Raw genomic sequence first — 15,160 nt, 5'->3', positions numbered from 1 at the left:
AAAGGGTACAATAGCATTTGTATGCTGCAGCGCTGCTACCTGTTTGCATACATGTTTTCGTAATACTGCTGGTAGTTGCCTGATGTTACATTGTTCAGCCACTCGGTATTTTCCAGATACCAATCAATGGTTTCGCTTAAGCCTTCTTCAAAAGTTACAGAAGGTTTCCAGCCAAGTTCTTTATTGATTTTAGTAGCATCTATTGCATAACGGCGGTCGTGTCCTGGCCTGTCTTTTACGTAAGTGATCAGTTCATCACTGGTACCTGGTTCATTTCCCAGTTTCTCGTCCATCTGCTTAATGAGCAGTTTCACCAGGTCAATGTTCTTCCACTCGTTGAAGCCACCAATATTATACGTATCACCTCTTTTGCCATTGTGAAAAACAGTATCAATAGCAGTAGCATGATCTTTTACAAAAAGCCAATCGCGGGTGTATTTGCCATCGCCATATACAGGCAGCGGCTTTTTGTTAATGATATTATTGATGAAAAGGGGGATCAGCTTTTCCGGGAAATGGTAAGGGCCGTAGTTGTTGCTACAGTTAGAAATAACAAAAGGCAGATCATAAGTCTCGCCATAAGCACGAACAAAATGATCGGACGACGCTTTGCTGGCGCTATACGGGGAGTTAGGATGGTAAGGTGTTTCTTCAGTAAAGAAACCTGTTTCGCCCAAAGCACCGTATACCTCATCGGTAGAAACGTGGTAGAACAGGTGGTTCTCCATGTCTTCTTTCCAATATTTCTTTGCCTCGTTCAGCAGGTTAACTGTACCTACTATATTGGTATAAACAAAATCTAACGGTGAGTGAATAGAGCGATCCACATGCGACTCCGCAGCCAGGTGAATAACATCGGTGATAGCATGTTCTGCAAACACACAGTCCAGCTCGTTTACATCCAGCAGGTTTACTTTTTCGAAGAAGTAGTTAGGAGACTGGTCAATATCGGCCAGGTTCTCCAGGTTGCCTGCATAGGTAAGGGCGTCCAGGTTTACGATCTTGTAGCCTGGATATTTGGTCACAAATAAACGAACCACGTGTGAACCAATGAAACCGGCTCCACCGGTTATTAAAATGCTTTTCATGATACTTTATAATAGTTTTTGTACCAGTTAACAAACTGCTTTACTCCATATTTTATTGAGGTGTTCGGCTTGTAGTCCATATCCGCCACCAGTTCTGAAACATCTGCATAAGTAGCCGGTACTTCTCCCGGTTGCAATGGTAAGAAAACTTTTTTTGCTTCTATACCTAATTCTTCTTCAATGGCAATAACAAAATCGAGCAGGCGTACCGGCGAGTTGTTGCCGATATTGTAGATCTTATATGGTGCTTTAGACGAAGAAGGATCCGGATCAGTAGGGTCCCAATCTTCATTTTTCTTGGCCGGATTATCTATCACCCGCACCACGCCTTCCACTATATCATCTATATAGGTGAAGTCGCGTATCATTTCACCATTGCTGTACACTTCTATTTCTTTACCCTCAAGTATAGATTTGGTAAAAATGAACAAGGCCATATCTGGTCTTCCCCACGGGCCGTAAGCAGTAAAAAATCTAAGTCCTGTAGTAGGTATATTGAACAGATGGCTGTATACATGCGCCATCAGCTCATTTGTTTTTTTACTGGCGGCATACAGCGACATCGGGTGGTCCACGTTCACAGAAGTAGAAAATGGAACACCTTCATTTAATCCATACACACTGGAACTGCTGGCATAAACTAAATGCTTGATGTTGCCATACCTGCACGCTTCCACCAGGTTAGAAAATCCTACGATGTTACTTCCTACATATACATCAGGATTGGTAAGAGAATATCGAACGCCAGCCTGCGCAGCAAGATTTACCACTACATCAAACTCCTGCTCTTTTACAAATTGAACAAGGTTTGCCTTGTCATCCAGTTCAAGTTGAATAAAACTATAGTTGCTAAACTTCTCGCTTTTTAAAATTGTATTGTAGCTGATCTTGTTTTTACAAATTCCATGTTCAGCTAACCGGCTATACTTCAGGTTAATGTCGTAATAGGTGTTTATGCTATCCAGTCCAATTACCTCGTCGCCACGCTGCACCAATCTTTCAGCCAAGTGAAACCCAATAAATCCTGCCGTTCCCGTTACTAAGATTTTCATTCAGATATTGCTTTTACAACTGCTTTTCAGCTTCTACGGTTTTGGTGGTAGGTAATTTTTGGTGCAGCAAAGAAAGATAAAATTCTTTCGTAATGTTCACCTCGTTCGTTTTAGAGAACTTCTGTAATACAAAAGCATGAGCGGCCTCGCCCATAGCACTTCGAAGTTGTTCGCTCTCTACCAGCCTATGCAGTTTTTCTACAAAAGAAGCTGTATTCCTGTTTTCTACCAGGTAGCCTGTTTCACCATCTACCATAGTATCTTTTACTCCACCAACATTAGTACAAACTACAGGGCGGCGAAAATATTGTGCTTCTATCATAGATAAAGGTGTCCCTTCATTCAAAGAAGTGAGAACAACGATATCTAAACCCGTCATCACCATGTCCATGTCCTGCAGCCAGGAAGTAAATACTACACGCGTATAATCACTAATGGCGGAGTTGGAATAGCTGATGCTTATTTCTGCCAATCTAGCTTCAAGCTGCCGCCGCAGGTCGCCATCGCCGATAACAAAAAAAGCCACCCTGCTGCCAGGATAGCTCTTCATATAAGTTTCTACTATTTCTAAAAAGAAGAAATGATCTTTCACCGGAACGATACGTCCAACAATTCCAATTGCAATATCCGGTTCCTGCAGGCCGTACTGCTGCCGGAAATTGTTCCTTAAAGTGGCACCATTTTCAGAAGAAGGGTATGCAAAACCAAGTGGCACCACCCTTATCTTATTTTCCGGAAGAACTTTATACACGTGCACCAGGTCGTGCTTTTGTGTTTCGCTTAAGGCGATAGCAGCCGTGGTTATTTTACCGGCCATGCGTTCAACGGCGGCAACCAGGTTAGAAATTCTTTTTGAAAAATAAGAATGGAAAAAATGCCCGTGAAAGGTGTGAATGATAACGGGAACGCCTGAAATGAAAGCGGCCAACCTACCTAAGAAACCAGATTTAGCGCCATGCGTATGTACAATTTGCGCTTTGAATTTGGAGATGGTAAAGTACAGCCTAAAGAAGGCAATGATGTCGATGAAAGGATTGATGCTCCTTCTTAGGTGGCTGATCTTTTTCAGCTGAAGACCGGGGTACTGGTGCAAAAGAAAGGATGGTTCTATTTCATCCTTTTCTTTTTCACCGTATAAAATCAGGACATTAAAGTCCTTTTGAAGTTCATGAACGAGCGGAATGGTATCTACTGCCTGGCCTCCAATTACAAACCTATTAAGTATGATAAGCAGCCGAGGCTTCTGATGTGGCTTCTCACCTACTGATCCCACTCGCGGTCTTTGATTTCGTTGTAAACGGATGTTATGCCGTCGCGTAAAGAAATAGAAGCTTTCCAGCCCATGTTGTTGATCTTCGAAACGTCCATCAGCTTGCGTGGTGTACCGTCCGGCATCTCCGGGTTTGTCTTGATCGGTCCTTCAAAACCTACAATCTCTTTCACCAGTTCGGTAAGCTCATAGATAGATATGTCCTCACCGGTACCAATGTTTACAAACTGCGGGTCGTTGTAGTTCAACATCAGGAAAATGCAAGCTTCTGCAAGATCGTCTACGTGTAAAAATTCTCTCTTTGGAGAACCCGTACCCCAGATCTCTACTGATTCTGCATTGTTCCTTTTCGCCATGATCATCTTGCGCAAGAGCGCCGGCAATACGTGGCTTTTCTTCAGGTCGTAGTTATCGTTAGGACCATACAGGTTGGTAGGCATGGCAGAAATAAAGTTGCTGCCGTACTGTGAGCGGTAGGCTTCACAAAGCTTGATACCAGCAATTTTGGCAATTGCGTATGGCTCGTTGGTATACTCCAGGTAACCTGAAAGCAGGGCTTCTTCCTTCAATGGCTGGGGCGCCATTTTTGGATAGATACATGAAGAACCAAGGAACAACAGCTTGGTAACACCTGACTGATGCGCAGCATGAATGATGTTGGCTTCAATCATCAGGTTGTCGTACAGGAACTCGGCGCGGTACACGTTGTTAGCATTGATGCCTCCAACTTTTGCGGCAGCAAGAAAAACATACTGCGGCTTCTCCTGATCAAAAAAATCGAACACTGCCTGCTGGTTTCTCAGGTCCAGTTCAGCAGATGTTCTTACAATGATGTTGGTATAACCTTCGGACTGTAGTTTTCTATTAATAGCACTGCCGACCATCCCACGATGGCCGGCAATGTAGATCTTGTCTTCTTTGTTCATTATATATGAGGTATGGGGTGTGGGGTGTGAGGAGATGGTAGATGGTAGTTGGTAGTTGGAAGTTGTTAGGCTTATCCTGCTTCGATCAGCTATCCAGCATCACGCATCTGTAATGCCTAACTTCTACAACCTAACGCCTCCTAAAGCCTACCGCCTTCCCGGCTATTCAAATTCATTCTTAATGCTAAATCCACTTTCTTTCAGCAGCACTTCGCGGCGGAACAGGTCGATATCGCTCTGTACCATTTCAGCACAAAGTTCCTGTACAGTGTATTTAGGTTCCCAGCCCAATATTTCTTTTGATTTGGTAGCGTCACCTATCAGCAACTCCACCTCTGTAGGACGGTAGTAGCGCGGATCAACTTTTACTACTACAGTGCCTTCAGCCAGTTGGAAGTCACCATTGCAGGCTACTACATAACCTTCTTCGTTTTCCTGCTCGCCGCGGAAAGCAACTTCAATTCCTGCTTCAGCAAAAGCCATCTTTACAAACTCGCGGATCTCGGTAGTTACACCGGTAGCTATCACATAGTCAGTAGGCGTATCCTGCTGCAGTATGCGCCACATAGCTTCCACATAATCTTTTGCATGACCCCAGTCGCGCTTAGCATTCATATTACCCAGGTACAGGATGTCCTGCAACCCAAGCGCTATTTTAGCTACACCACGGGTGATCTTACGTGTTACGAATGTTTCGCCGCGTAGAGGTGATTCGTGGTTGAAAAGGATACCATTGCAAGCATACATGCCGTACGCTTCCCGGTAGTTTACGGTGATCCAGTAAGCATATAGCTTAGCAACCGCGTATGGAGAACGTGGGTAGAAAGGTGTTGTCTCGCTTTGAGGCACCGCCTGTACCAGCCCGTATAATTCTGAAGTAGATGCCTGGTAGATGCGGGTTTTTTCGGTCAGGCCCAATATGCGGATAGCTTCTAAAATTCTCAAAGTACCTATACCGTCGGCATTGGCAGTGTATTCAGGTGTTTCAAAACTTACCGCTACATGGCTCATTGCTGCCAGGTTGTAGATCTCATCCGGCTGAACCTCCTGGATGATGCGGATTAGATTGGTGCTGTCGGTAAGATCGCCATAGTGCAGGATCATGCTGCGGTTAGGCGTATGCGGATCTTCATATAGGTGATCGATCCTGTCGGTGTTGAACATAGAACTTCTTCTCTTCGTTCCATGAACCTCGTATCCTTTGTTTAACAACAGTTCCGCCAGGTATGCTCCGTCCTGGCCGGTAATACCTGTGATTAGGGCTTTTTTAGACATTATATGAATACATTATTTTTTTTACAGATAAAAAAACCGTGTGAAGATGCATTTTTTTTGCAGATGATCAACCGTTCTATTTGAATTGACGGTTAATTCTTCGCCTTTCTGCATCAAAAAGCCATCCCCACTTATTGAAATATTTGATGGCAGAAGATATATGGTAAAATAGCAAGCGAGGGTTGCTATAAGAACCTTTGGCATATGCATGAATTACTTCTATCTCTGGCCAAAAAATAACTTTTGATACTTCATTTATGCGCCTGCACATATCAGTATCTTCCAGATACATAAAATAACGCGAATCGAAGCCGCCTATTTCTTTCAGTACAAGATTTCTGCAAAATAAAAAACAACCAGAAGCTATAGGAACCTGCCTGGTCACATTATCAAGGTGCTTTAATTCGTATTTATCGAAGCGGGGGAAAGTTTTAGAAAGCTTCTCAGGTAGGAATCTCCTCATCATCAGGTCGAAAGGAGTTGGATAAAGTTTATTCAGGTACTGCTTGTTACCATCAGGGTAAAGAACATTGGGAACTACACAACCGGCATCCGGGTGTTCCTCCATAAAGTTGTACATCTTTTCAAGTATCTCACCTTCCATTTCCACATCCGGATTTACCACCAGGTGGTAAGGAGAACCAGATTTAATACTTTCAAAAATGCCTATGTTATGCCCTCTGCCATAACCAATATTTTTGTTATTGAATATGTAGGTAACTCGTTTGTCTGTAGCAAGTCTTTTTAAACGATCGGTGGATGAGTTGTCGACCAGGAAGACCTTTATGTTTAGAGAAGTATCTAAAAGGGAGCTGATTAAACCTTTTATTTCCGTTGCCTTACTTTCATATAAAACAATTGATACGGTTAACTGAAGAGGTGTTCCGGTCATCATTGAATAATTTCTAGAAGCTGGCGAGCAGAATTTGTCCATGAAAATTGTTTTGAAGACTCCACTCCCTCGTTTGCAATGCAGTAAATTTCGTGCCTGTTTTTAAGCAATCTTTCAATCGCCTGTTTAAGTTGTTCTACGTTTTTCGGTTCATACATCAGGCAGTTTTTATCATCACGCGCATATTCATCCACGCCACCAGATTTAGATGTTATTACTGCACAGCCACATGCCATAGCTTCCAATGGTGGTAAACCAAATCCTTCCCACCATGAAGTAGATATGAAGATATCGGATTGCCGCATAACGTCAGCTATCTCATGATCTGACTGCGGTTTTACCAGTTGAAATTGTTCAACAGGAAAGCTTGATAAGTCATCATGACTTATCAAAGATACCTTGTTGATGCTTTGTTTTACTTCTTCATCAAGTTGCTTCCAAACCTCTAGGAAGGTAGTAAATCCCTTCCATGGGTGCTTACGCGCTATGAGAGCTATATTGATCTTTGCATTAGTGCCAGCTGGTATCCTGTTGCGGTTATTGAATACATCGTGGTTGAGAGCAGGATGAACCAATAAATATGGAACAGATGTTTTGGATACCTCAATGAATCTTTGATAGGTGTAGGAAGAGTTGAAAATATAGTTCATCCTGAACCTATAACTGCGTTCACAAAGCCTTTTGTAAGTAGCGAGCATTAGATCGTTCTTGAGGATCATCTTATCATCAAAAATCCTATAATCATCGGCCTGCACGAATCTATAGAGCCTTGGAACTTTTATCATGAAGCCTAGCAAGCACATAAATGGATCTGTAATGATCACATTGCCATCCTTGCAGTGTCTATTGATGTAACGGATACACTGAAAAAGGTTGATGAGCTTTTTACTTTTAGTTAATGCAATAGCACCAATGGGTTGGATCTTGATTTTTGGTGATACAAAAAATGTATGACTATCCTCCGTATTGTTAGGAAAGATAATAGTAACCGAATGCTCCTCCGCCAATACATTGGCCAATTCCACAAAAACCCGGTTACCTCCACCAGTTTTAAATTGTGGGATCACCAGGTATATATTTCTTTTAGTACTAGATGCCAAGCTCATAAGGACGAACCAACTTTACAATGAACAAACTGATGACCAACTGGAATACGGCCATAGTGATGACCATAGATTTACCTGCCCACTTTGGTGTAAACACTTCAATGAGCATTGGTATCAGGAATATCTCGGTAATACCCAACAGTTCTGAAATTCTTGCGCTAACAATATGCATATCCGATAATAGTAGATATATAACGTATCCCCAAAAATGTACTGTGAGGAAGGTTCTGAAATATTTAAACCGCTCTTGCAAAAGATCAGCTTTGTACCGCAGGAAAATATTAAAGCCCAGCTTTAGCAAAGCCATGATTATATAAACATCTGCTGTCCTGTTTCCTACACCACCCTCCAGTGTATTTTTATGCATCTCAAGCTTGTTCAGTACATACAAACCCTCTCCCAGTGGCAGACCCATCAACAGGTTGAAGGGGTGAAAAACCTTTCCTATAACAAATGCAATGATAGCTATACATATTGCATGTGAATTCTTCAACTGAAAGCGATTGACAATAAAGTAAAAAGGAAGAATCAACAAAGTAGAAGCATGAAAAAATGCACCTGCAATGACCACCAGCAGGAATAGCCAAAATTGTTTTTTGTAAATAAACTGCAGCGATAGCAACAAAGCAGATGCTGCTATTGACCCACGTATTTGCGTCATTGGATGCAGGAAGAAGTAAAAGGAGTAGTAAACAAGGAAAACGTAAATATTAGCGTGGTAAAACTTTATAATTATATACGTAAGAAGGCTAATGGAAACAAAAGCATAAAAAAACAGCACACCACTGAAATTACCGACAACAGCATCTACAATTTTGGATATGGCATTGTAGGAAAATTCAACATTCAAATTTTCCTGGTCTGAAATTGCGCCCTGATACGATAGTATATACGACCAGTAATCACCATCAACATCTCCACGTAACCCGCATAGCATTATTAGCACAAACGAAATAACGGAAAGGAAAATAGCCCGCTGTGGTGCGCCATAAATAAAAATAGCGCCACAAAGAATTACCAAAAAAAAGAAGACGTAAATAAACATAATTGCACAATAGCCGGTTTTGGCTAGCCGAACATCTTTTTAATTTTAAGAACTCCGGGTGTGTTTGCTTTATTCTTAATAAACAACTTCATCCAAAAAGCAGGGTTGATTGTACGGGTTAAATACAGGAATTTCCTAAACTTACTTGGAGCAAATAAATAATGCAGGTAATCATCAGCCATAAAAAGCAGGTTCTTAATGCTCCACTTGTTTAGATGAACCCATCGCTCTTCATGCCTTGACCTTTTTAGTTCCTGCAGCAGAATTTTGTTATGCGCTGCAATAGACGAGTGAGAATGAACACGATATTGAACCAGGGGTTGATCAACATATACCAGCTTTGCATCTAGCTGCAGAACACGCATCAACAAAATATGATCTTCCAAAATTCTGTATGAAGTTTCGTATCCTCCCACCTTTTCTATCAATGCTCTTGTATAAAACCAGGTAGGTGTATTTAAAAACTCTGCATACCTGGCAAAAACCTCTTTCTTTCTCTTAGTAGTAAGTGTTCCAAAAAAAGAAGGATAAAAAGATGTATCACCTCCAACTACTTTGTTATGTTCATCTATAATCTCAACGGCTGAATATGCGAAATCAGCATTATTAGCCTGCAGTGTATTCATAAAACTTTCAATGCAACGCGGCATCAAAATATCATCAGCAGCTATCAGTTTAATATAGTCACCTGTTGAAGCATTGAAACCTCTTTGACAATTGGCAGGCAATCCTCCATTTTTTTCTGCTACCACTAATCGGGTAGCAGTAAAAGCACCTTTGTTATCTTCTAACCAACGTGCTGCAACTTCTACAGTATCATCTTTAGATCCATCATCAGATATAATCAATTCTATGTTACCATAGGTTTGCCGCCTGATACTTTCCAAAGTGTGAATAATATACTTCGACGAATTATAAGAAATGACAATTACTGAAACCAGTGGTGTATTCTTCATATTATTCTACCACACAACCTATGCTCTTGTAAGGTGCTTTAAAATGTTCAATCCATTTGGACCACTCACCTGGCAAACATCGCTTATCCTTTTGATGCTCAAGCAGTGAACCGAGGTACTGCTCTGAAAAATCCATTGGGAAATTTTCCATCGCATCCAGGTTACCTTTCAACCATTCTTCATTCAGGTGATAATTGAAAGCGTATATATCAAGATCAACATCCTTGAACATATTGGTAGCAGATGTGATAAAAGATGTCCTGGCTACTTCCTCTGCTGTCTTGCCATATCTTGATGTTTTATTCCGATCGCTCCAGTCCAATGATTTATAAAGCTGTTGCCATTCATTCACCCGGTCATCTGCATTATCCCATAAGTATAGCCAATACTTCTTATCAAAGAAAGCAGAAGCTACTGTATATAAACTATAAAAAGGCACTACGTGTTTCCGGTCAAGCAGTTTTGTCCTGGTAAGGATAGAGATGATCTTGAAAGGGTTGTAAAAAAGAAACTTCATTACACCTTTCGCAGGTAGTGAAGGAACAAGCTCCTCTAGTCCATTACCTATTGGTGTTTTCTTACCTCTTACCATGTTCTTGTTACCATGCCATGATAACTTTAGCGTGACCATATTATTAGTCACCATCGCATCTTTTACTTGTGTAAGTGACACTGGCGATGTAATCCAAATATCATCTTCCAACAGTAAGAAGATATCTGAGACTTTACGTATCTCATTTACCCACCACCTAACCGGTATAGATGAAAGAGCATAAGGTTTACCATTTTCTACATGTTCTTTTAGCGCAGTAGATTTTTTTTGGTAATCGTTGGACCGAAGAATAACAACGTCCGGAAATAACTCCTGTATTTTATCTAAATATGCAGGTGGAGTTCCATCTTCCAGTACAGTTATTTTAAAATCTCCTTTTACGAATAAAATGATGCTCCTGATGCAACGCTCTAAATAATAGGGCCTGTTGAAAGATTTTATTATGATGTCCATTGCAGTTTTACCTTCTCCTGATGTAGTTGACAAGGTTTATTCCCAGTTTCTTTTGAGCAATGATAACCATACGAAACAATGATATTCCAATCAGCAATGCTCCAGTTAAATAAAAAATAATCGGCTTCACATGAAGCACGTTAAGTAAAACAATACCTGCAACAAGCAGAACTGATATAGCAACTGACTTATACGTATCGTTGCTCCAGGTAAAGTTGAAGTATTTATAAGTGATGAAGCTTGCACCTACCAGCACAACCAAATAATCTATAACATAAGAGATCCCAATTCCATTTAAGCCCCAAAAGTGAAGACAGACGAAAATGATCGGAATATGAACCATTTCCCACAAAATACTGGTAACGACAAACATCGTTTTCTTAGCCTTGGCGATAATAATATAACCAAGCGGCCAGCAAAGCACGCGGAGAAAACAACTAAGTGCAAACCACCGGGTCAATTCTGTACCCACTAAAAACTGAGGTGAAAAGAAAATTTCCAGTATAATTGGCGACAACAAGTACAAGCCCAAAACGATTGGCAGCGCAAATAGCAAGGTTACTTCTACTTGCTGATTTACAGCTTGCCGCACCTGCTTATTATCATTGGCTACTGCTACAAGCCGGGGGTAAAAATCGGTTCCCATAGCAATCAATACAACATTGAATCCCATGTTCACCAATCCCCATGCCGCCTGGTATATACCTACGCCATCAACTCCCTCTTCTGCTACAATGATCACTCGCAGTATATATGCCACTACACTTCCTGCCAGGGTAGTAACTAAAAAAGCCAACCCAAGCGATATCAAGAGTTTCTTCTCGCTTCGTACAATTTCTTGTGGTAATACAGATTTGGCTGAAGCAGGCACTTTGGCAGCCTGGTACCTGAACACCGCAAAGAGCAGGAATGAACTGATAATTAAAAACCAAGAGATGCCGGCATCCGCAAGTAGATACACGATAGCGATACTGCCTACTGCTCCCAGCATTGCTCCCACCACCTGTGCCACGGCAAGCCGTCGTAGTTGACGTGCCCCTTGCAGTATAGCCTTTTCGCCTGTAGTTAGGGTTTCAAAAAAAACCATTAGAGATACCAGGCTAATACCCGCCACGTAAGCAGGTTTATATTCATTGCCAAAAGATAGTCGGGCTATATATTCACTGGTTGCTATCATTGCAACCACAGCAATGATGGCTGAAATCAAAAGTAGCTTACGTATATACCGGATAATGAAGCTGGTCTTTCCTGCATTACCCTCTGCTATTGATTCAGAAATCTGCCTGACTCCACTCGATCCAATACCCAAGCCTGCCGTAGAAGTGATTAACCCGGAGACAGCCATGTAAACACCCATTACGCCAATGCCTGCAGGACCAAGTAGAACAGCCAGCGCTTTATTCTTGATTATCCCAATAATGATGTTGAAGACCTGTGAACCACCAATTAGAAATGATGATTTAAAAATCTTACTGTACGAATCTTGCTCGGTTAATTTTTCTGCAGTCGTAACTACTTCCTTTTCTTCAGTTGCCTCCACTAGAATTTGATGCCTTTGTTACAAAAGCAGTATAGATGCATTAACTATTGATGGATGTGATTGCAGCTGCCTGTGGCTTAGATGTGGATTGGAAGAAACTATTGATGGCGGAACAAACTTCCTCCACCATTTCCTTTGTCATGCCTGGCCATAAAGGTAAACTAAGGCAGGTGTCTGCTATCGTTTCAGCTATTGGAAAGCTTCCCTTGCTAAAGCCGAGGCTCTGGTAGGCTTGCTGGAGATGTGGTGGTATTGGATAATGGATAAGTGAGCCAATACCTTGTGCAGAAAGATGCTGCTGCAATTGGTCGCGTAGAGGTGTGCGAACAACATATAGATGATATACGTGTGTAGCTTGTGGATTGGTATATGGCAGGATAAGATCCTGGCTGTTACAAAGTATCTCATTGTACCAGCCAGCTATTTCCTGTCTTTGCCTTGTCCATTCATGCAGGTATTTCAATTTGACAGAAAGGAATCCAGCCTGGCACTCGTCCAGTCGCATATTGAAGCCGATCACCTCGTTGTAATATTTCTTTTGGCTTCCATAGTTGCGTAAAACAGCTGCCTTAGCCGCTAGTGCCGCATCATTTGTTGTAACAGCTCCTGCATCACCCAGTGCGCCCAGGTTCTTGCCAGGGTAAAAGCTGGTACCATTGATATGGCCCCATGAACCAGTAAGCTTGTTATTGAAAAGTGAACCTTGGGATTGAGCATTGTCTTCTATTACATAAAGACCATGTTTTTCTGCAATAGCATTTATTGATGCCATATCGCAACTCTGTCCATACAAATGCACAGGCATGATAGCTTTTGTGCGTGGAGTAATAGCCGCTTCAATATTTGCCGGATCAAGATTATAGGTTTGGATATCTGGTTCTACCAAGACAGGCAAAGCACCAACATATGATACTGCTAACAACGTTGCTATATAGGTATTGGAAGGAACAATCACTTCATCACCTTCACCTATTTCTAGTGCTTTCAATGCGATATGCAAAGCATCTAAACCATTGCTTACACCCACACAGTGTTCTACCTGGTTATAATTAGCATATTCTTGCTCAAACTGCTTTACTTGTTCACCTAATACATACCAGCCTTTATCAAAAAAGTTTTCAAAGTTGTTAAGAATCTCATGCTTAATCAACCGATTAGCAGGATCAAATGAAAGAAAAGGAATATTCATTTACTTAAAATTGTATAATGGTGGCTGCCATTGATAGTCCTACACCAAAACCCGCTAATAAAACTTTATCGCCTTTTTTTATCCTTCCTTCATTTACTGCTTCCTTAAGAGCTATAGGAATAGTAGATGAAACTGTATTACCACAATCGGATAAGTGTATAAAAAATTTTTCAGAAGGAATTTTGCATCTTTTACGAACAGTATTTAACATGAATTCATTCGCCTGGTGAAACACAAAAAGATCAATATCTTCTATTTGTAACTGATGCTTCTCTAAGGTATCATTGATAAGTGTTGGTATTTGGAAAGCGGTAAATTCGAAAATTGCTTTCCCATCCATATAAAGATTGTCATCACCCGGCATCTCACTTTCGCTGCTATCCCTCCGTAAAAAATTACTTTTAGCGCCTCCGTTCTTCACAATCAAGTATTCTGCCCCACTACCATCAGTACCATAACTAAAATCTTTGATGGAACCAGAAAGAATTCCATTGATATCATTCGCAGTAACAAGAGTAGCTGCAGCTGCATCTCCAAACAATGTTTTATTGCTCTTATCTGCCTTATGAATAAATTTTGAGTAAGTTTCTGAAGTTAGTAATAAAACATTACTTGCCTGGGAAGAAGCAACTAATCCTTTAGCTATACCTAAACCATACACAAAACCTGAGCACCCTAAATTGAAATCAAATGCACCTATTCTTTTTGAAAGCCCTAGTTTATCTTGTATGATGCAAGCTGTGGTGGGTAATAAATAATCAGGACTTTGGGTACAAAGAATAACAAAATCAATTATTCCTTTATCTATCTTATGGTTTTCAAATAATCTTTGAGCAGCAATCACAGCCATATCACTTGAAAATTCTTCCACACCTGCAATATGCCTATTGTTGATTCCAGTTTTTGTTGCAATTTTTTCAATACTCCAATCAGGATGTTCTGCAGCAATCAATTCATTCGAAAGTACTTGCTCAGGTAAGTAATATTCAATAGCTGATAGATAAACTGTTGTCACTTAGCTTTTTTTTGCTTGAACCAAATCGTAAACTTCTTGCACATTACTACAATTCTTAAACTCCTCTACAGTAATATCAACATCAAACTCATCTTTTATCATCACAAGTATTGACATTCCTGTTAAAGAATCCCAACTTTCAATTTGCCTGAAGTTAGTGAAAGGGTCAATTGTTATCTCATCTGCATCAATGAATTGCTCTTTAAACTGTTCAACAAAGGTTGTAATATCATTCATAAAAGAATACTTAATAATTTATCTCTATAGCATTTATAGCTGTTGTATGATAATTTAAAATAAAAATTATCACTATCTACCCCTATAGCTTCGGGCTTAAATTGTTTATGATAACGTAATACTGATTTATTTTCTTTTCTCACTTCAAAAGTACAGAAAGAAAAATGAAGCTCTTCGAAACCATAATCCCTTGCAGCAAGGTCTCCTAAGATCGAATATTTTTCATTAGCTGTTGGTTTAAATAACCAACTACCAATTTCGAAAGTATCTTCTTTGAAGTTGTATAATCTATTTAAACCAACGGGACCTTCATTGGACGAAATCAGGAAATAATATTCGTTTCGATGCAACTCTCTTTCTTTATAATCTCTAATCCATTCTTTTTGCTTTTCAATGTCAGTACTTGTACTTGACAAGTGTTTACTAAGCTTTGGATCTGTTCTTAATTGAACTATGAAATCAGCATCATTTTCTACTACAGTCCTTAAAGACAATCCATATTTATCGAAAGCTACCATATACTCTCCCTGTTCAACTTGCCTTTTTTTCTTAAAATTTGAAAT

At 40.5% G+C, this 15,160-nt stretch carries 15 protein-coding genes; all 15 read right to left on the bottom strand.

Translation table 11 applies throughout. The features are described 5' to 3' along the window. Positions 1–35 precede the first annotated feature (35 nt). The gene (rfbB, locus tag J4N22_RS13395) at positions 36–1,088 is read right to left on the bottom strand and encodes a dTDP-glucose 4,6-dehydratase (RefSeq protein WP_207495351.1); all 1,053 of its coding nucleotides are present in this window, start codon (positions 1,086–1,088) and stop codon (positions 36–38) included. Then, on the bottom strand, positions 1,085–2,140 hold the full coding sequence (locus tag J4N22_RS13390) for an NAD-dependent epimerase (protein ID WP_207495349.1): 1,056 nt from the start codon (positions 2,138–2,140) through the stop codon (positions 1,085–1,087). Before J4N22_RS13390 ends, rfbB begins: the two co-directional genes overlap by 4 nt. A 13-nt stretch (positions 2,141–2,153) precedes the next feature. Continuing rightward, positions 2,154–3,413 carry a glycosyltransferase gene (locus J4N22_RS13385; protein ID WP_207495347.1) on the bottom strand — a complete coding sequence of 420 codons (1,260 nt, stop codon included), beginning with the start codon at positions 3,411–3,413 and terminating at the stop codon, positions 2,154–2,156. Further along, positions 3,401–4,336 (bottom strand): GDP-L-fucose synthase family protein, encoded by a 936-nt coding sequence (locus J4N22_RS13380; RefSeq protein ID WP_207495345.1) that lies wholly within the window; start codon positions 4,334–4,336, stop codon positions 3,401–3,403. The genes J4N22_RS13385 and J4N22_RS13380 overlap by 13 nt, the downstream gene beginning before the upstream one ends. Positions 4,337–4,498: 162 nt before the next feature. Then, positions 4,499–5,611, bottom strand: a complete 1,113-nt coding sequence (gene gmd / locus J4N22_RS13375; protein WP_207495342.1) for a GDP-mannose 4,6-dehydratase — start codon at positions 5,609–5,611, stop codon at positions 4,499–4,501. Between the two features lie 76 nt (positions 5,612–5,687). Beyond that, a complete protein-coding gene (locus J4N22_RS13370; protein ID WP_207495340.1) occupies positions 5,688–6,545 on the bottom strand; it encodes a glycosyltransferase family 2 protein in 858 nt (285 codons plus the stop codon). Then, on the bottom strand, positions 6,503–7,609 hold the full coding sequence (locus J4N22_RS13365; protein WP_207495338.1) for a glycosyltransferase family 4 protein: 1,107 nt from the start codon (positions 7,607–7,609) through the stop codon (positions 6,503–6,505). Before J4N22_RS13365 ends, J4N22_RS13370 begins: the two co-directional genes overlap by 43 nt. Continuing rightward, positions 7,593–8,654: an EpsG family protein gene (locus J4N22_RS13360; RefSeq protein WP_207495337.1), complete on the bottom strand. Its 1,062-nt coding sequence runs from the start codon at positions 8,652–8,654 to the stop codon at positions 7,593–7,595. The genes J4N22_RS13365 and J4N22_RS13360 overlap by 17 nt, the downstream gene beginning before the upstream one ends. A gap of 23 nt (positions 8,655–8,677) precedes the next feature. Further along, complete coding sequence (locus J4N22_RS13355) at positions 8,678–9,610, bottom strand: glycosyltransferase (protein ID WP_207495336.1); 933 nt, start codon at positions 9,608–9,610, stop codon at positions 8,678–8,680. Position 9,611: 1 nt separating this feature from the next. Then, positions 9,612–10,616, bottom strand: a complete 1,005-nt coding sequence (locus J4N22_RS13350) for a glycosyltransferase family protein (protein WP_207495335.1) — start codon at positions 10,614–10,616, stop codon at positions 9,612–9,614. A 7-nt stretch (positions 10,617–10,623) separates the two neighbouring features. After that, a complete protein-coding gene (locus J4N22_RS20210) occupies positions 10,624–12,156 on the bottom strand; it encodes an oligosaccharide flippase family protein (protein ID WP_207495334.1) in 1,533 nt (510 codons plus the stop codon). Between the two features lie 40 nt (positions 12,157–12,196). Next, complete coding sequence (locus tag J4N22_RS13340) at positions 12,197–13,345, bottom strand: DegT/DnrJ/EryC1/StrS family aminotransferase (protein WP_207495333.1); 1,149 nt, start codon at positions 13,343–13,345, stop codon at positions 12,197–12,199. A gap of 4 nt (positions 13,346–13,349) precedes the next feature. Beyond that, positions 13,350–14,360 carry a beta-ketoacyl-ACP synthase 3 gene (locus J4N22_RS13335; RefSeq protein WP_207495332.1) on the bottom strand — a complete coding sequence of 337 codons (1,011 nt, stop codon included), beginning with the start codon at positions 14,358–14,360 and terminating at the stop codon, positions 13,350–13,352. Continuing rightward, the gene (locus tag J4N22_RS13330; RefSeq protein ID WP_207495331.1) at positions 14,361–14,597 is read right to left on the bottom strand and encodes an acyl carrier protein; all 237 of its coding nucleotides are present in this window, start codon (positions 14,595–14,597) and stop codon (positions 14,361–14,363) included. Then, entirely contained in the window at positions 14,594–15,115 is a 522-nt protein-coding gene (locus tag J4N22_RS13325) for a GNAT family N-acetyltransferase (RefSeq protein WP_207495329.1), read from the bottom strand. Before J4N22_RS13325 ends, J4N22_RS13330 begins: the two co-directional genes overlap by 4 nt. Positions 15,116–15,160: the final 45 nt, after the last annotated feature.

This window comes from Aridibaculum aurantiacum (assembly GCF_017355875.1).
GTDB lineage: Bacteria > Bacteroidota > Bacteroidia > Chitinophagales > Chitinophagaceae > Segetibacter > Segetibacter aurantiacus.
The sequence above is the reverse complement of the archived record's forward strand: the minus strand, read 5'-3'. Positions and strand labels throughout refer to the sequence as shown.